Annotated in this window: 16 protein-coding genes; 8 read left to right on the forward strand and 8 right to left on the reverse strand. The window is 64.6% G+C overall.

All coding sequences use genetic code 11. The features are described 5' to 3' along the window. The first annotated feature begins 6 nt into the window (after window positions 1-6). From M1248_RS01445 to clpX, 4 genes are all read left to right on the forward strand, one after another. Window positions 7-609 (forward strand): ATP-dependent Clp protease proteolytic subunit, encoded by a 603-nt coding sequence (locus M1248_RS01445; RefSeq protein ID WP_163737391.1) that lies wholly within the window; start codon window positions 7-9, stop codon window positions 607-609. Further along, window positions 606-1289, forward strand: coding sequence for an ATP-dependent CLP protease proteolytic subunit ClpP2 (gene clpP2 / locus M1248_RS01450; protein ID WP_163729801.1), 684 nt, complete (start codon window positions 606-608; stop codon window positions 1287-1289). Before M1248_RS01445 ends, clpP2 begins: the two co-directional genes overlap by 4 nt. A 63-nt stretch (window positions 1290-1352) precedes the next feature. Continuing rightward, a complete protein-coding gene (locus M1248_RS01455; RefSeq protein WP_317147345.1) occupies window positions 1353-1742 on the forward strand; it encodes a hypothetical protein in 390 nt (129 codons plus the stop codon). A 302-nt stretch (window positions 1743-2044) separates the two neighbouring features. Further along, window positions 2045-3325, forward strand: a complete 1281-nt coding sequence (gene clpX / locus M1248_RS01460; protein ID WP_163729800.1) for an ATP-dependent Clp protease ATP-binding subunit ClpX — start codon at window positions 2045-2047, stop codon at window positions 3323-3325. A gap of 205 nt (window positions 3326-3530) precedes the next feature. Here clpX and M1248_RS01465 read toward each other — a convergent pair whose 3' ends face one another. After that, window positions 3531-4835: a nucleotide disphospho-sugar-binding domain-containing protein gene (locus M1248_RS01465; RefSeq protein ID WP_317147346.1), complete on the reverse strand. Its 1305-nt coding sequence runs from the start codon at window positions 4833-4835 to the stop codon at window positions 3531-3533. A gap of 153 nt (window positions 4836-4988) precedes the next feature. Between M1248_RS01465 and M1248_RS01470 the strand changes: the two genes are divergently transcribed. Then, window positions 4989-5492: a nuclear transport factor 2 family protein gene (locus M1248_RS01470; RefSeq protein ID WP_317147347.1), complete on the forward strand. Its 504-nt coding sequence runs from the start codon at window positions 4989-4991 to the stop codon at window positions 5490-5492. Between the two features lie 88 nt (window positions 5493-5580). After that, window positions 5581-6645 carry a dihydrodipicolinate reductase gene (locus M1248_RS01475; RefSeq protein ID WP_410506601.1) on the forward strand — a complete coding sequence of 355 codons (1065 nt, stop codon included), beginning with the start codon at window positions 5581-5583 and terminating at the stop codon, window positions 6643-6645. A gap of 26 nt (window positions 6646-6671) precedes the next feature. On the opposite strand, the gene M1248_RS01480 is transcribed toward M1248_RS01475, so the two are convergent. The 4 genes from M1248_RS01480 to M1248_RS01495 form a co-directional block, all read right to left on the reverse strand. Then, window positions 6672-7298, reverse strand: coding sequence for a TetR family transcriptional regulator (locus tag M1248_RS01480; protein ID WP_317147349.1), 627 nt, complete (start codon window positions 7296-7298; stop codon window positions 6672-6674). A gap of 128 nt (window positions 7299-7426) precedes the next feature. Continuing rightward, window positions 7427-8251 carry a formate dehydrogenase accessory sulfurtransferase FdhD gene (gene fdhD / locus M1248_RS01485; RefSeq protein ID WP_317147350.1) on the reverse strand — a complete coding sequence of 275 codons (825 nt, stop codon included), beginning with the start codon at window positions 8249-8251 and terminating at the stop codon, window positions 7427-7429. Further along, complete coding sequence (locus M1248_RS01490) at window positions 8251-10614, reverse strand: FdhF/YdeP family oxidoreductase (protein WP_317147351.1); 2364 nt, start codon at window positions 10612-10614, stop codon at window positions 8251-8253. Before M1248_RS01490 ends, fdhD begins: the two co-directional genes overlap by 1 nt. Window positions 10615-10697: 83 nt before the next feature. Continuing rightward, window positions 10698-12101, reverse strand: a complete 1404-nt coding sequence (locus tag M1248_RS01495; protein ID WP_317147352.1) for an HNH endonuclease signature motif containing protein — start codon at window positions 12099-12101, stop codon at window positions 10698-10700. Window positions 12102-12310: 209 nt separating this feature from the next. Between M1248_RS01495 and M1248_RS01500 the strand changes: the two genes are divergently transcribed. Next, window positions 12311-14485: a glutamine synthetase III gene (locus M1248_RS01500; protein ID WP_317147353.1), complete on the forward strand. Its 2175-nt coding sequence runs from the start codon at window positions 12311-12313 to the stop codon at window positions 14483-14485. A gap of 87 nt (window positions 14486-14572) precedes the next feature. On the opposite strand, the gene M1248_RS01505 is transcribed toward M1248_RS01500, so the two are convergent. The 3 genes from M1248_RS01505 to M1248_RS01515 form a co-directional block, all read right to left on the reverse strand. Continuing rightward, window positions 14573-14842 carry a metal-sensitive transcriptional regulator gene (locus M1248_RS01505; protein ID WP_163729787.1) on the reverse strand — a complete coding sequence of 90 codons (270 nt, stop codon included), beginning with the start codon at window positions 14840-14842 and terminating at the stop codon, window positions 14573-14575. Window positions 14843-14916: 74 nt separating this feature from the next. Next, window positions 14917-15792 (reverse strand): sulfite exporter TauE/SafE family protein, encoded by an 876-nt coding sequence (locus M1248_RS01510; RefSeq protein ID WP_317147354.1) that lies wholly within the window; start codon window positions 15790-15792, stop codon window positions 14917-14919. Between the two features lie 5 nt (window positions 15793-15797). After that, window positions 15798-16385 carry a rhodanese-like domain-containing protein gene (locus M1248_RS01515; RefSeq protein ID WP_317147355.1) on the reverse strand — a complete coding sequence of 196 codons (588 nt, stop codon included), beginning with the start codon at window positions 16383-16385 and terminating at the stop codon, window positions 15798-15800. Between the two features lie 207 nt (window positions 16386-16592). Here M1248_RS01515 and M1248_RS01520 point away from each other — a divergent pair, with 207 nt between their 5' ends. Next, window positions 16593-17972: an MBL fold metallo-hydrolase gene (locus M1248_RS01520; RefSeq protein ID WP_317147356.1), complete on the forward strand. Its 1380-nt coding sequence runs from the start codon at window positions 16593-16595 to the stop codon at window positions 17970-17972. The last annotated feature ends 18 nt before the right edge of the window (window positions 17973-17990 follow it).

Here is a 17990-nt window from a genome sequence, read left to right on the forward strand (position 1 = left end):
ACTGACATGCGTGGTGCATCGCCCGGACTGAACCTCGTCGACTCTGTCTACGAACGGTTGCTCTCCGAGCGCATCATCTTCCTGGGATCACAGGTCGACGACGACATCGCCAATAGGCTGTGCGCGCAGATTCTGCTGCTGTCGGCCGAAGATCCCACCAAGGACATCCACCTCTACATCAACTCGCCGGGCGGATCGATCAGCGCGGGCATGGCGATCTACGACACCATGGTCCTCGCGCCGTGCGACGTCGCCACCTACGCGATGGGGATGGCCGCGTCGATGGGTGAGTTCCTCCTCGCCGCGGGCACCAAGGGCAAGCGCTACGCGCTGCCGCACGCCCGCATCCTGATGCACCAGCCACTCGGTGGCATCACCGGCGGCGCCGCGGACATCGCGATCCAGGCCGAGCAGTTCACGGTCATCAAGAAGGAGATGTTCCGGCTGAACGCGGAGTTCACCGGGCAGACCCTTGAGCGGATCGAAGCCGACTCCGACCGCGACCGCTGGTTCACCGCGCAGGAAGCCCTCGAGTACGGCTTCGTCGACCACATCATCACCAGCGCCAGCGTCAACGGCTCTGGCCCGAGCGCAGGACTAGACAAATGACCGACCACTTGCATCCGCAGACTGACCCTCGCCTTGCACCCCACGGCGGTGCCGTGATCCAGCCGCAGGCCCGCTACATCCTGCCGTCGTTCATCGAGCATTCGAGCTTCGGTGTCAAAGAGTCCAACCCGTACAACAAGCTGTTCGAGGAGCGCATCATCTTCCTCGGCGTGCAGGTCGACGACGCGTCGGCGAACGACATCATGGCCCAGCTGCTGGTCCTCGAGTCGCTCGATCCCGATCGCGACATCACCATGTACATCAACTCGCCGGGTGGCTCTTTCACATCGCTGATGGCGATCTACGACACCATGCAGTACGTTCGCGCGGATATCCAGACCGTCTGCCTAGGCCAGGCCGCGTCGGCCGCCGCCGTGCTGCTCGCCGCAGGCAGCCCCGGTAAGCGGCTCGCGCTGCCCAACGCCCGCATCCTGATCCACCAGCCCGCGCTGTCCGGCGTCATCCAGGGCCAGTTCTCCGACCTGGAGATCCAGGCCAAGGAGATCGAGCGGATGCGCACGCTGATGGAGACCACGCTGGCCCATCACACCGGCAAGGACGCTGCGCAGATTCGTAAGGACACCGATCGCGACAAGATCCTGACGGCCGAGGAGGCTAAGGAGTACGGCGTGATCGACACCGTCCTGGAGTATCGCAAGCTGTCCGCTCAGACCGCCTGAGCCCAGCTCCCAGGCCTTACGCCGGCGTCAGTAATGCCGCCGAATCGGGCTCCAGGACCCGTCGTGCATGGCAAGCTGTCGACACCGCGCAACGGGTACGGCGACAGGGGGATTGCCACGATGGTGGGGGTACGACTTCGCGGGGCGGTGCTCGCGGTGCTCGCTTCGGCGGCAGCAGCGGTACTGGTGCAGTTCGGATCTTCCGCGATCGGCGGTGCGCAGCCGCCACCGCCACCGCCGCCACCACCTCCGCCGTGCCCTTACGGCATGTACTGGGACGTGTACACGGTGACGTGCGTGCCTGTCGACGCGACCGTCTACGTGAACCCGCCGAACCCGGTGGTGGGGCCTGCCGGACCCGTTGGTGTCGGCGGAGTCGTCGGTCCGGTGGGACCTGGCCCCGTGGGTCCTGGCCCGGTGGGTCCAGGGCCGGTCGGACCGGGTCGCCGGTAGGGGTTGCGGTATCGGGGACGCGCGGTTGCCGGCAACTCCGACGCGACGGGTACTTTGGTTGCGGACGGCTCCCGAACCGGTAACGGCGGCGACACGCCAGGGGCGCGGCAGCGCGTTCCAGAGGGTTTGCGGGGTGGTTAGGCGATATGTTCTGCCCACACAAGTGAATACCAACTACGCGATTCGGCTTTATCGGTCGCCTCGTGCCGGAACAAGCGGGTAGCGTCGGGATCAACACCCAGTGGGATCTCGAGCGAATCGAATCAGATCTTATTGCGAACAGGAAAGTAGGACTTCACCACATGGCGCGCATCGGAGACGGCGGTGACCTGCTGAAGTGCTCGTTCTGCGGGAAGAGTCAAAAGCAGGTCAAGAAACTCATTGCGGGCCCCGGCGTATATATCTGCGATGAATGCATAGACCTGTGCAACGAGATCATTGAAGAGGAACTTGCTGACGCCGACGATGTGAAACTCGACGAGCTGCCAAAGCCTGCGGAGATTCGCGAGTTCCTCGAGGGATATGTCATCGGACAGGACACCGCCAAGCGCACCCTGGCCGTCGCCGTCTACAACCACTACAAGCGCATCCAGGCCGGCGAGAAGATGCGCGATTCGCGCGCCGAGCCCGTCGAGCTGGCCAAGTCCAACATCCTGATGCTCGGCCCCACCGGCTGCGGCAAGACCTACCTCGCGCAGACGCTGGCGAAGATGCTGAATGTCCCGTTCGCGATCGCCGACGCCACTGCGCTCACGGAGGCGGGCTATGTCGGCGAGGACGTCGAGAACATTCTGCTCAAGCTGATCCAGGCCGCCGACTACGACGTCAAGCGCGCCGAGACCGGCATCATCTACATCGACGAGGTCGACAAGATCGCCCGCAAGAGCGAGAACCCGTCGATCACCCGCGATGTCTCCGGTGAGGGCGTGCAGCAGGCGCTGCTGAAGATCCTGGAAGGCACCCAGGCATCGGTGCCGCCGCAGGGCGGCCGCAAGCATCCGCACCAGGAGTTCATCCAGATCGACACCACCAACGTCCTGTTCATCGTGGCGGGCGCGTTCGCGGGTCTGGAGAAGATCGTGTCCGACCGGGTCGGCAAGCGCGGTCTGGGCTTCGGTGCCGAGGTGCACTCCAAGGCCGAGATCGATACCCAGGACCACTTCGCCGAGGTCATGCCCGAGGACCTGATCAAGTTCGGCTTGATCCCCGAGTTCATCGGTCGTCTCCCGGTCGTCGCGTCGGTGACGAACCTCGACAAGGAGTCGCTCGTCACGATTCTGTCGGAGCCGAAGAACGCGTTGGTAAAGCAGTACACACGGCTGTTCGAGATGGACGGTGTCGAGCTCGAGTTCGACGAAGCGGCGCTGGAGGCGATCGCAGATCAGGCCATCCACCGCGGCACCGGTGCCCGCGGCCTGCGCGCCATCATGGAAGAAGTCCTGCTGCCGGTGATGTACGACATCCCCAGCCGCGACGACGTCGCCAAGGTGGTCGTGACCAAGGAGACCGTCGAGGACAACGTGCTTCCGACGATCGTTCCCCGCAAGCCGCCACGCAACGAGCGTCGCGAGAAGAGCGCTTAGCCCTCACCGCCGCGTTGTGTGGGTCAGCGAGCTCACCAGCCCCCACACGAGGAACGTCGCTACCGCGATGTACTGCAGCTGCTCAACCATGGCTTCACCGTCGTCCGCATGCTCTCTAGCGGCACGCGTAGCCGACTACGCCAGCTGATTTGTGGTGCCTTTTGCGCACGGATGGGTGGGCGGCCGAATGGGTCGGCGCACGGGCTCATCGCTGCACGGCCTGACGCTCGGCGATGACCTCGTCGATCAGCGCGGCGATCTCGGCCACCCCGTCACGTCTCGCGAAGGCCGCCTCCAGCTTCCGCGCGGCACGCAGATAGCTGCCGTCGCCCAGCACCTTGCGGACCGCGGCGCGGATGACCCTCGGGCTCGGCGTCCCGGTCTTGAGGTTGACGCCGGCACCGCTCCACGCAACGCGCGCCGCGACTTCCGGCTTGTCCTCCGTATTGCCGGCGACCACCAGCGGAACACCCATCGACAACGCTCGCTGCACCGCGCCGAACCCGCCGTTGGTGACCATCACGTCGACCTTAGGCAGCAGGACGTCGTGCGGGATGTATTCGGCGACATAGGCATTCAACGGAAGCTGGACCTTCAGCTGGGACACGTCGCGACCACCGGTGGTGGCCACCACGATGACGTCCTCACCGCCGAGCGCATCGATGGTGGGTTCGAGCAGGCGGCCGAGGTCGGCGTTGTCGATGGTGCCCTGGGTGACATGCACGACGGGCCGGTCGCCGTCGAGTTCCGACCACCACGGTGGCGGGTGGAACCCCCGCGCCGGACGGGGATGCACAGCGCCGACGTAGCGCACATTCGAGGGTAGATCACTTCGGGGATAGTCGAATTCAGGCACCGTGGGTGCGATGTAGCGGTCCGCAAGCACACCGGAGTCGAGGATGAACGTCGGCAATTGCCTGCTGTTCAAGCGATCGAGTAGCAGATTGGCCGTGTTCTGGCACTCGCGCAACAGCACCTTGTGCGACAGCGCCGTCAGTGCCCGGTTGCGCAGCCGTCCCAGTGTGGTCGAGGACGGAGTCATGCCCAGACCGAAGGGGGCGGTGTCGCGGCTGCTCAGCATCAGCGGCATCGTGCTGTAGCTCAGCATCGGTGGACGGGCGGCGGAATCACCGAGCAGGAACGGCAGAATCCCGAAGTAGGCGGAATCGGCGAGGATCGCATCGAAGCGCGTCTGTGCCATCGCCTCCGACAGTGCACGCATGAGCAATGGCATCGGCTGAAGGAAGATGCGCTGGATGTCGAAGTTGATTCTTTTGATGCCGGACGTTTCCGCACGACCTGGCAGGTCGAGGTCGAGGCGAGTCAAATCGAAATCGGCCTCCGCGGGAATCGCGGCGGGGATGGCGCCGACGGCTCGAATCTTGTCGGCATGTGCGGCGGCCGTCAGGACGGTGACGCGGTCGCCACGGTCGACCAGACCCCGTGCGACGTTCAGCAGTGGTCCGATGTGGCCGGTGGGGGACAGCGAGGGGATGAGGATTTCTGGCATGCATCGATGCTCGCGATCGGCGCGTGCGCAAGCTTGGAGGTTATCTGGAGAACTGGTGGAGATCGCAGGTAGAAGCGTTAGTGTCGGGCTCTCGGTTGTCGGCGCTGGCTCGTTCTTCGAGTCGGACACTTCACACGCACAGGTAGGGAGACCATGGCAGAGCTGAACGAGCGCGAGCTGGAGGCGCTGGATTCATACCGGCGTTATGTCGCACAGCGTGAACGTTGTGTCGCTGGCGCGGCGCCTTGGTCAACCATCGGCGAGTGGTTCACCGAGGATGCGGTCTTCATCGACCCGGCCTTTGGCCGGGTGCAAGGGCGCGACGAAATCGCGGCGTTCTTCGACCGGTCGATGGTCGGCTTCGAAGGATGGAGTTTCCCAGAGGAATGGACCATGGTCGACGGTGATCGCCTCGTCACGTACTGGTGGAATCGCTTGGCAGGGACACGCGCAGACGGCACGCCATATCAGGCGCCGGCGTTCTCGGTGCTGCACTATGCGGGCGACGGCCTGTTCGACTACGAACTCGACCTGATGAACATCGCCGAAGTGGGCGAGTTGCTGGTCGAGTCCGGCTGGGTGCCGAGTCCGGGTATGGCCGTTCCGGAGCCACACCCCGACCGAAACATCACCCCGCCGCGTCTCGACACCCCATGACGCGGTGAGCCCGAAGTGCCCGCTCTCACTCATGTGATAGTTACTGCTATCTTGACAGTCACTGTCAAACACGACTTGAATGGTCGCCATGGCGATTCGCGTGGTGCAGTGGGCGACTGGTGGCGTGGGACGAGCAGCGATCGAGGGGGTGCTCGTGCATCCCGACCTCGAGTTGGTGGGCGCCTGGGTGCACTCAGAGGGCAAGCACGGCAAGGACATCGGCGAACTCATCGGCCGCGACCCGATCGGTGTCACGGCAACGACCAGTATGGAAGACATCCTCGCTCTCGACGCCGACTGCGTGGTCTACAGTCCGCTGCTGCCGAACGAGGACGAGGTCGTCGCGCTCCTGCGCTCCGGCAAGAATGTGGTCACCCCAGTGGGTTGGGTCTACCCCGATCTGGATAACTGCAAGGCCATCCTCGATGCCTGCGCCGAAGGCGGAAGTACGCTGCACGGCACCGGTATTCACCCCGGTGGCATCACCGAGCGGTTCCCGCTGATGGTCTCGGCGCTGAGTGCTGGGGTGACTCACGTCCGGTCGGAGGAGTTCAGTGATATCCGCACCTACAACGCCCCCGACGTGGTGCGCTACATCATGGGATTCGGCGTCTCGCCCGAAGAAGCGATGGCAGGTCCGATCGTCGAACTGCTGGGCGCCGGATTCAAGGCGTCGGTTCGAATGATCGTGGCGGAGATGGGTTTCGACGTCGATCCCGAACTCGAGTCGGTGCAGGAGGTTGCCGTGGCGACTGCGCCGCTCGATACCCCCGTCGGGGTCATCGAGCCGGGTCAGGTCGCCGCCAGGAAGTTCCACTGGCACGCCGTCGTAGATGGGACACCGGTCGTCACGGCGACAGTCAACTGGTTCATGGGGGAGGAGAACTTCGACCCGGCCTGGAGTTTCGGACCTGAGGGAGAACGCTTCGAGGTCGAGATCACCGGCGACCCTGACGTGTTGCTGACGTTCAAAGGTCTGCAGCCCGACACCATCGAGCAGGGCCTCGTGCGCAACCCCGGTATCGTCGCCACCGCCAACCACTGCGTCAGCGCGATCCCGTACGTCGTCGACGCCGAACCCGGTATCAAAACGTATCTCGATCTGCCCTTGTTGGCCGGCCGCGCCGCGCCGCAGTTCGGCGCTCATCGATGAGAACTATTGAAAGACAGAGGTTCTTGCTATCGCCGACGCCGTGTGGTCCGCGCCGGACTGTCGAGTCCACGGGTGACCAGCTGGAGAGCCCGCTCCGTGAGGGTGTGTAGTGACTCGTTCTGGTCGTAGGTGAGCCACCACTCATAGGCATATTCGGCCGCAGCGACGGTGGCGCGGACGAGTACGCCGGCCCGGATGTCGGACCCGGCGGCGGTGTCGTTGAGACGGAGGGCAACTGCGTCGATGAGCTCGTCGCAGTCTTCGCGACTCAGTAGGGAGGCTCGCCGCAACTCTGCCGGGGCCGACGCCATCGCCCGGCGCCACAGTTCGAGTGTCTCGTCGTCGTCCAGGAACTGCGAGGTGCGGGCAAGGATGGCCGCGGCGATGGAGTCCGCGACGTCCTCGCCGGCGGGGCGGGCACGAAAGTTGGCGACGATTTGCTCGCGTCCACGCTGGGTGGCGCCCAGTAAAAGGTGTTCCTTGCTCGGGACGTGCCGGAAAAAGGTACTCGGCGAAATACCCACCTCTTCGGCGATCGCCTCGGTGCTGACGTTGTCGAAACCCTTTGCGGCGAACAGTCGCAGGGCAGCATGCTGAATGTCGGCGCGCAGTGCGTTGCGTTGCCGCTCGCGCAGCGGAATCGAATCGGGCATGCACACCTCTCAACAGACCGAATTCCTGCCCGGGAGCCACAGTCTTCAGAAGATGACAGTGACTGTCAAGTTAATTGTCACTATTATCCTGGGCGATTTGTGATGCGCTGGTTGCGCTTTCGAGCCGCCTAGTGCGTCACGCGGTCCGGTCTCGTATAGACGTTCATCGACTCACCGCGGAGGAAGGCGACGAGTGTCAGCCCGGACTGGCTGGCGAGGTCGACGGCCAGTGACGACGGCGCGGAAACCGCAGCGAGCACTGGGATGCCGGCCATCACTGCTTTCTGGGTGAGTTCGAACGACGCGCGCCCGCTGACCAGGAGAACGGTGGCGCTCAGGGGTATCCGGTCGTTCTCCAGTGCCCAGCCGATGACCTTGTCGACGGCGTTGTGACGGCCGATGTCTTCCCGCACCACCAACGTGGTGCCGTCGACGTCGAACAGCGCCGCACCGTGTAGTCCGCCGGTGCTGGCGAACACCTTCTGTTCGTCGCGCAAGCGGTCGGGAAGGTCGGAAAGTGTTTCGGCGGCGACCGTGGTCGGGTCGTCGCCGGGGCCGTGCTTGCTGATTGTTCGGACCGCATCCAGTGAGGCCTTACCGCACACGCCGCACGACGAGGTCGCGTAGAAGTTCCGGGTCATATCAACGTCAGGCGGCGGGACCTCCTGCGCCAGGGTCACGTCGAGCACGTTGTATGTGTTGACCTGGTCGGGGCCCGCTCCCTTGCAGTAGCGCACCGTCAGCACATCGTCACGGTTTGCGATGATGCCCTCAGTGAGCAGAAAGCCTTGGGCGAGTTCGATATCCGAGCCCGGGGTGCGCATCGTGACTGTCAGCGGTTTGCCGTCGATCCGAATCTCGAGCGGCTCCTCGACCACCAGGGTGTCGGGCCGGGCGATGGTGTCGCCGGCGGTGACGTGATGGACGCGGCGGCGCGCTGTCACGCGGCCCACTAGCTGACCACCCGATCTTCGGCGCGGACGCCGGCGGAGCGCTCCAGGCGGATCACCACGGCCTTGGACACCGGTGTATTCGACTTCTCGGCAACGTGATCGAGCGGAACCAACGCGTTGGTCTCCGGATAGTAGGCGGCGGCATTACCAACCGGGGTCTCGTACGCCACCACCATGAAGTCCTTGGCGCGGCGCTCCTGGAGTTCGCCGTCGCCCCCGGGGAATTCGGACACGAGGTCGACCCGGTCACCCTCACACAATCCGAACCGCTCGATGTCCGCCTTGTTGACGAACACGACTCGGCGGCCGCCCTTCACGCCTCGGTAGCGATCGTCGAGGCCGTAGATTGTGGTGTTGTACTGGTCGTGGCTGCGCAGAGTCTGCAGAATCAGCCTGCCCTCGGGGATCGGCACCCACTGCAGCGGATTCACGGCGAAGTTGGCTTTGCCTGTGCTCGTGGGAAATATGCGAGAATCACGAGGGCCGTGCGGCAACTGGAAGCCATCGGGTGCGCGGACCTTGTGGTTGTAGTCGTCACAGCCGGGCACCACGGCGGCGATCGCACCGCGGATGGTGTCGTAGTCGTCGTTGAACACTTCCCATGGCACGGGGTGGCCGGGTCCGAGCAGCGTGCGTGCCAGTTGGCAGACGATCGCGACCTCGCTGCGGACGTGATCAGACGGCGGGTTCAGGCTGCCGCGCGACAAGTGCACCATCGACATCGAATCCTCGACGGAAACTTGCTGTTTGACGCCGCGCTGAATATCGCGGTCGGTGCGGCCCAGTGACGGCAGGATCAATGCCGAGCGGCCGTGCACCACGTGGCTGCGGTTGAGCTTCGTCGAAACCTGCACGGTAAGTGAGCAGTTGCGCAGTGCGGCCTCGGTGACGGCGGTGTCGGGAGTCGCCGTCGCGAAGTTACCGCCCATGCCCATGAAGACTTTCGCGTGACCGTCGCGCATGGCGCGGATCGCATCGACGGTGTCGACGCCGTGCTTGCGCGGGCTGACGATACCGAAGTGCTTGTCGAGCGCGGCCAGAAAACTCTCGGGCATCTTCTCCCAAATGCCCATTGTGCGGTCGCCCTGCACGTTGGAATGCCCACGCACGGGGCACAATCCGGCACCGGGCTTACCGATCATGCCGCGCATCAGCAGCACGTTGGTGATCTCCGAGATCATCGGAACAGCGTGCTTGTGCTGGGTCAGTCCCATGGCCCAGCACGCGACGATACGTTCGGAGTCGATCATCATTTGCGCGACCTTCTCGAGTTGCGCACGCTCGATACCGGTCGCCTCCAGCACAACGTCGAGGTCGACGGCCCGCGTCTGGACTTCGTACTCGGCGAAATTCGCGCAGTGCTGCTCGATGAATTCGCGGTCGACAATCTGGACGCGCGGACCGGCCTCGTCCTGGGCCTCCAGTAGCAGGCGGCCCAGCCCCGCAAAGAGCGCCATGTCGCCGCCGAGGCGGATCTGCACGAACTCGTCGGCGATGGGCACCCCGTGGCCGACGACGCCGTGCACCTTTTGCGGGTCCTTGAATCGGATCAGCCCGGCCTCTGGTAGCGGATTGATCGCAATGATTTTCGCGCCGTTGGCTTTCGCCTTTTCCAGCACCGACAGCATGCGGGGATGGTTGGTGCCGGGATTCTGACCCGCGATCACGATCAGGTCAGCGTTGGCGATGTCTTCGACGGTGACCGAGCCCTTGCCCACGCCGATGGCTTCGACCAATGCCGCGCCCGAGGATTCGTGACACATGTTGGAGCAGTCGGGCAGGTTGTTCGTGCCGAAGCTGCGGACCATCAGCTGGTAGAGAAACGCCGCCTCGTTGCTGGTGCGCCCAGAGGTATAGAAGACGGCTTCGTCGGGGTGATCGAGTTCGCGCAACTCGTCGGCGATCAACTGGTAGGCCTCGTCCCATTCGATGGCGCGGTAGTGTTCGTCGCAAGGGCGCAGCACCATCGGGTGGGTGAGTCGGCCCTGCTGCGAGAGCCAGTACTCGGGTCGACCGTCGAGGTCGGCGATCGAGTGCCGCGCGAAGAAGTCGGGGGTGACGACGCGCTTGGTCGCCTCTTCGGCGACGGCCTTCGCACCGTTCTCGCAGAACTCGGCGAACTTGCGGCCGCCATGCTCCTCGGGCCATGCGCAGCCGGGGCAGTCGAAGCCGTGGCGTTGGTTGAGTCGGATCAGCGACGCGCCTGTGCGCCACACTCCCATCGAGTTGAGGCCGCGTTGCAGTGACACCATGACTGCCTTGACTCCGGCCGCCTCCTGCACGGGGCCGGTTGCGACGACCGCATGCTCGTCGTAACTCGCATCGAAGTCACGGGTGACGTCGCGTCGTCTGCCTAACCGCATAAAACCAGCCTAGGTCGTGGTGTCCTCGTCGCTGGCTACCCATGCAACCTCGGGTGTATGCGGGGCCTCGTTCACAGCGGACGCTATGGTCCGCGTTCGTTGTTGCCGTCCCTGTCTGGTGGGCGGAGGAGTAGTTCGGGGCGGTGGTAGTAGTTGATGCGGGTTTGGCCGGTGTCGAGGCCTGGTGGTGGGTGCCATTCGGCGTCGCCGTGGTCGTTGATGGTGGTGGTCCAGCCGTTGTCCTTGTCGACGAGGCGGTTATCCGGCCCACAGGCCAGGGTCATCTCGTTGACGTTGGTGTGGCCGCCGTCGGCCCAATCCTGCAGTGCGTGATGCACCTGGGCGCCGTAGGCCGGCACCGCGCAGCACGGTTTGGTGCAGCCCCCGTCACGGGCGATCAACATGATCCGCTGCGCCGCCGACGCGGTGCGTCGCGCGCGGAACAGGTCCAGGGCTTGTCCGGTGGATTTGTCGAACACCGCCAGCCAGTGGTGGGCGTGGGCGGCCAGGCGGATCACATCTGTGATCGGCATGAGGCTGCCGCCGCCGGTGGTGCCCACCCCGGCGCGGGACTCGAGGTCTTGGAGGGTGGTGCGGATGATGATCGAGGTCGGTAGCCCGTTGTGCTGACCCAACTCGCCGGATTCCAACGCGTTGCGGCCCAGGGCGAGCAGGGCGTCGTGTTGGCGTTGGGCCAGGGTGCGGTGATCGGTATCGATCTGCTCCTGTGAGGGGGTGCCGCTGATGCACGGGGTGTCGTCGTCGGGGTTGCACATGCCCGGTGCGCCCCATTTGGCGAAGATGGGTTCGAGCACTGCCCACGCTTCCGGCGTCAGGTCGCCTTTGATGGAGACCATGCCGTCACGGCCCTGCGGGCCACAAATGAGACCGCGTTTGCGCTGTCGTTCGGTGTCCTCGGGTTCCGGGCCGTCCTGATCCAAGAGGAACAGCATCGTGGTGGCGGCCCTGCCCAGCTCGTAGGGTCCGACACCGACCGCGATACGCACCAAGTCCTGTTCGATCTCCTCACGCGTGGCGGCATCCACGAACCCGGGAAGGCGTCCCATGGCGTCGCGGATCTTGTCCACATGTTCACCGGTGATCTGCCCGGCGGCTTGGGCGGCGGCGGTCGCCGCGAGCACCGGCGCCAACGGTTGACCGGTCAACGCCCGTCGCGGCCCGAGTACTTCGGCTTCGGCCAGGCGGCGGTTGGCCTCGGTCGCTGAGATCCGCCACCGGATCCGCAGCACGTCTTTCCAGTTCTTGGCGCCCAACTCCTTGGGCGTCGTTTCGGTCTGTAGCCGGGCCAGCGCACGATGCCACTGCGCGGGCAGTTGGCACGACAACATCTCCAGCTCGTCGAGGACGTCGAGCAGTTCGCGGTGGGTGAGCATGTCCAGGTCGCAGCCGGCCAGCGACTCGTGGGCGGACCGCAGCGCGGCCATCGCCACCTGAACCGGAGTCGCCAACATGACTCGAACATACATTCGACCACCGACAGCCAGTCGCAATGTGACTGCAGAAACCAAAGTGATGCAACGGGTTTGAGTGAAGTTGTGCGGCGGAGACCCCGAAAGGGTGCGAGCAAACAACTTCTGTCGTTGACGGCGGCGTAACAATCCCGGAACGCGACGTTCCTACTGTGGGCCGGTCACGGTCCGCAAAGAGTGCGGGCAAGAGCGATAGGAAGTTTTCAGTGAGCGGAAATGCAGTGCGTCTGCAGGCGATCAACAATGTCGAGGCGTACGTGCCTCCAGCGATCAGCTTCGTGCCCGGCGAAGAACCGGGTGCGATCTTCGGCTCGAACGTCTTCACCATGGCCGAGATGCGGCTGCGGTTGCCCAAGTCGGTGTACAAATCCGTCGTCGCCACCATCGAGAAGGGCGCGAAGCTGGATCCGGCGGTCGCGGACTCGGTCGCGTCGGCGATGAAGGACTGGGCGCTGTCGAAGGGTGCCACGCACTACGCCCACGTCTTCTACCCGATGACCGGGCTGACGGCTGAGAAGCACGACAGCTTCCTCGAGCCGGTCTCCGATGGCCAGACGCTTGCGGAGTTCGCGGGTAAGACGCTGATCCAGGGGGAGCCGGATGCATCCAGCTTTCCGTCCGGCGGCCTGCGAAGCACGTTCGAGGCCCGCGGCTACACGGGTTGGGACGTCACCAGCCCGGCGTACATCCTGGAGAACCCGAACGGCAACACACTGTGTATCCCGACGGTGTTCGTGTCGATGACCGGCGAGGCGCTGGACTTCAAGACTCCGCTGCTGCGCAGCCAGCAGGCGATGGGTGCCCACGCCGAGCGGATCCTGAAGCTGTTCGGCCACGACAACGTGGCGAAGATCGTCGCGTTCTGCGGCCCGGAGCAGGAGTACTTCCTGGTCGACAGGCACTTCTTCTTGGCGCGACCCGACCTGGTCAACGCGGGCCGCACGTTGTTCGGTGCGAAGCCACCGAAGGGTCAGGAGTTCGACGACCACTACTTCGGTGCGGTACCGGAGCGGGTGCTGGGCTTCATGATGGACACTGAGCGCGAACTGTTCAAGCTCGGCATCCCCGCCAAGACCCGCCACAACGAGGTTGCGCCAGGACAATTCGAGATCGCCCCGATGTTCGAGCGCGGCAACGTCGCCTCGGATCACCAGCAGCTGTTGATGACCGTCTTCAAGACGATCGCCAAGAAGCACGGCATGGAGTGCTTGTTCCATGAGAAGCCGTTCGCCGGCGTCAACGGGTCGGGTAAGCACGTGAACTTCTCGCTGGGCAACGCGGACCTGGGCTCGCTGCTCGTGCCTGGCGATACCCCGCACGAGAACGCACAGTTCCTGGTCTTCTGTGCCGCGGTGATCCGCGCTGTCCACAAATACGCGGGCCTGCTTCGGGTTTCGGTGGCGTCGGCCACCAACGACCACCGTCTCGGCGCCAACGAGGCACCGCCGGCCATCATCTCGATCTTCCTGGGCGATCAGCTGGCCGACGTGTTCGAGCAGATCGCCAAGGGCGCGGCGACGTCGTCAAAGGGCAAGGGCAGCATGATCATCGGCTGTGACACGCTGCCGGTGTTGCCGACCGATGCGGGTGACCGAAACCGCACCAGCCCGTTCGCCTTCACCGGAAACCGGTTCGAGTTCCGCGCGCCGGGATCGAGTCAGACGGTGGCGGTGCCGATGATCATGCTCAACACGATCATGGCCGAGGCACTCGACTATATGGCGACCATCCTGGAGAAGGCCGTCGAGGACGGCGAGGACTTCGACGAGGCCGTCCAGAAGCTGCTGACCGACATCATCACCGAGCACGGCGCGGTGGTGTTCAACGGCGACGGCTATTCGGAGAACTGGCAGATCGAGGCCGCCGAACGGGGCCTGCCGAACCTGAAGACCACGCTGGATGCACTGCCCGAGCTGATCAAGCCCGAGTCCATCGAGCTGTTCGAGAAGTACGCCGTGTTCAACGAGCGCGAGCTGCACAGCCGCTACGAGGTCCGCCTCGAGATGTACGCACTGACCATCGGTGTGGAGGCCAAGCTCGCGCTCGAACTCGGGTCGACGGTCATTCTGCCTGCGGCCGTCCGTTACCAAACCGAGCTGGCGCAGAACGTCGCCGCGCTCAAGGCTGCGGGTGTCGAGCCGGACTTGACGCTGCTTCAGGACGTCAGCACGCCGATCTCGGAGCTGACGGCGGCGCTGGCGGCGCTGAAGGCGGGCTTGGCCGAACACGGTGGAGACTCCGCCGCCGAGGAAGCCGCCCACGCGCAGAGCCTGTTACCGAAGATGGACGCAGTTCGCGCCGCCGCCGACACGCTGGAAAGCACTGTGGCCGACGATCTCTGGCCGCTGCCGACCTATCAGGAGATGCTCTACATCCTGTGAGACTCGCCGAGTGTGGGGGTCCAGTCCGAGCCACTCGGGCATTGGTAACCGCAACCCCCACACTCGGCGACCAACCGGACAAGCGCGTCAGGCTAGTGCCAGGAAGAGCTTCTCGAGTTCTGCCTCACTCATCGGCGGGTCGCCATCGGCGGTAGCCCCCGTGACGCATTCACGTAGGCCGGTGGCAACGATCTTGAAGCCTGCACGGTCGAGGGCCTTGGACACCGCGGCCAGTTGCGTGACCACGTCTTTGCATTCTCGGCCGTCCTCGATCATCGCGATTACCCCGGCCAGTTGCCCTTGGGCGCGTCGGAGCCTGTTAAGCACTGCGGCGATGCTGTCTTGATCACCCACCATTGAAGTGCCCTTTCATTCGCGTGAATCGGTTCATCTCATCGTACCCTCCGGGGTATACCGCGGCTGGTCGCGCGTCAGCCTGTCGCTAGCCCTATTCGGCTCCTGCCGGCGAGTCGGCGCAGTGGACAGAAATCCTGTCGGGTGCATGCGAGGTACAGCGCACCGGCGACGGCCGTGGATACCGCAGCGCCGACACCCACCGCAAGGTGGATCTCTTGGGCCAGGATGACCGAGGACATCGCCAGGACGAACCAGCCGAACGCCTTGCGTAATGCATCGGGGTTGACCCTTGCCGTCAGTCGTGCGCCGACCAGCGCACCGACCACCGCCGCGGCGGTGACCATCAGCGCCGCGGTCCAGTCGATCTGAACGCTCGACAGGTAGCCACCGAGTCCTGCGAAAGACTTCATCGCGATCACCACCAACGAGGTGCCCACGGCAATCGGCATCGGCAATCCTCCGAGGAGCGCCAGGGCCGGCACGACGAGGAACCCGCCGCCGGCGCCGACGAGCCCCGTCACCAACCCAACGCCGAGGCCTTCCGCAACGACCTTGACGACTGGAATGCGACGCGGGGCATTGGATTCCGCGATGTTCTTCCGTCCACGAAGCATGGCAACCGCGGTGGCGATCATCATCAGCGCGAACCCGATGAGTAGTACCGAGCCCGGAATGAACCGGGCCAGGACCCCGCCCAGGTAGGCGCCGGCCATGCCCGCGGCGCCGAATATCAGGCCTGTTCGCCACTGGACGCGGCCGGCGCGTGCGTGCGAGACGGCGCCAACCGCACTGGTGACGCCGACCACCAACAACGACGTTGCGATGGCCTGTTTGGCGTCCATGCCCGCGACGTAGGCGAGCAGGGGGACGGTCAGGATCGAGCCGCCACCGCCGAGCAGACCCAGTGCGATGCCGACGAAGACCGCGAGCGCAACCGTCACGGCAATCATGTCGGCTACCCGACCTTCTGGTCTGGTGACCCGACGAGCTGCGCCACGACGGTCTGGGCGTCACAGGTGGCTCCACGGTTGTAGGGCAGCTTCGACAGCAGCATGCCCATGGCGCAGGTGTTGGACAACGCCGCGAAGGCGAGCCCGCCGCCGACGCCGGCGGCCAGCCACTTGAGCTTGGGGGCGGCAATGCTGCCGAGGATGCTTGTCAGCACGAGAGAGCCGGCGACAAGGCGCACCTGGCGCTCGAGGTCCCAGCGCTGCGCGCCGCGGTTGACCGCGAAACCCTTTGCTTCCCAGGCGGTGATGCCGCCGTCGAGGATGTGCACATTGTCGAGGCCCGCTGTGCGCAGGGTCTCCTCGGCCTGTGCGGCGCGTTGACCCGAACGGCATACCAGCACGACATCTTCGTCGAGGTGCCTGATGATCTCGTCGCGGTGTTCGCGTAGCAGGTCCAGCGGAACGTTGTAGGCGCCTGCGATGTGCGCGGTCTCGAACTCGCCCGGGGTCCGGACATCGAGAACCCGCGGCGGCGCAGCCGAAGTGAGGCGTTCGCTGAGGTCTTGCGAATCGATGGTGGTGGGAGCGGTCATGGTGTTCAGCGTCCTTCCGGCTAGCCGGCGGTGACCAAAGCCTCTAGGACTCTTGATACCGCCGGGGGTATCTTTAGTCATCATGGTAGGCATACCCCCGCGGGTATTGTCAAGTATGGAATAAGATACCCCCCAGGGCACTTGACATACCCATAGGGGTATATGTCAGGATGGCTCTACCCGCAACGGAACGAAAGGACTCGCGCCATGAAATTCGTCCAGTACTACCTGGATTGTCTGTCCCACGCCTCATACCTGGTGGGCGACGAAACAACAGGCCGCGCAGTCGTCGTCGACCCGCAACGCGACATCGCCGAATACCTGGCCGACGCCAAGGAACTGGGTCTGACGATCGAACTCGTCATCGAGACCCATTTCCACGCCGACTTCCTGTCCGGCCACCTCGAGTTGGCCAAGGCAACAGGCGCGAAAATCGTGTTCTCCTCCGTCGCGGAAACCGAGTTCGAGTCGATGGGGGTGGCCGACGGTGAACGCTATTCGCTCGGTGACGTCACACTGGAGTTCCGGCACACCCCGGGCCACACGCCGGAGTCGATGTCGATCGTGGTCTATGAGCACGCCGACGACGAGATTCCCTACGGCGTCCTCACCGGCGACGCCCTCTTCATCGGCGACGTCGGCCGCCCGGATCTGCTTGCCTCGATCGGCTTCACCCGAGAGGAACTGGCGGACAAGCTCTACGACTCGCTGCACAACAAATTGATGACGCTGCCTGACGCCACCCGGGTCTATCCCGCCCATGGCGCGGGCTCCGCGTGCGGTAAGAACCTCTCGACCGACCTGTGGTCGACGATGGGTGACCAGAAGGCGACCAATTACGCACTGCGGGCTCCCGACAAGGCAACCTTCATGAACCTCGTCACCGAGGGGCAGCCGCCAGCGCCTGGCTACTTCGTCTACGACGCGATCCTCAACCGTAAGGACCGCGAACTGCTGGATGAAACCAAGATGCCGGCGGAGATGAGTTACGAGCAGGTCCGCAAGGCGATCGACAACGGCGCCGTCCTGGTCGACGGGCGGACCCCCGAAGAGTTCGCCCTGGGCCACTTGCGTGGCGCGATCAACATCGGCCTCGAAGGCCGTTACGCCGAATTCGCCGGATCGGTGCTGCCGTCCGACGTCGACATCGTCCTGTTCACCGAACCTGGCCAGGAGCTCGAAGGCAAGACCCGGCTGGCCCGGATCGGGTTCGACCGGGTGATCGGCTACGTGGCTGACCCGTTCGAGGTGATGCTCTCGCACCAGGACGACGTCCAGGTGGCCTCTCGATTGACCGCGAAAACGTTCGACCAACGGGCATCTGAGCTCACCGACCTGCAGATCGTCGACGTCCGCAACCCGGGCGAGGTCGAGGCAGGCACGATCCCGAACGCGATCCCGATACCGGTGGGCCAGTTGCCTACTCGGCTGGGCGAGCTCGACGCCACCAAGCCAACCGTCGTCTACTGCGCAGGAGGCTACCGGTCGTCGGTCGCGGCGAGCCTGCTGCGGCACAACGGCTTCACTGACGTCAGCGACATCCTGGGCGGCTTCGGCGCCTGGGACGAATCCCACCAGAACGCCTGAGCAACAAAGGAGACGAAC

Source organism: Mycobacterium sp. 29Ha, assembly GCF_032883055.1.
GTDB classification, from domain to species: Bacteria; Actinomycetota; Actinomycetes; order Mycobacteriales; family Mycobacteriaceae; genus Mycobacterium; species Mycobacterium gallinarum.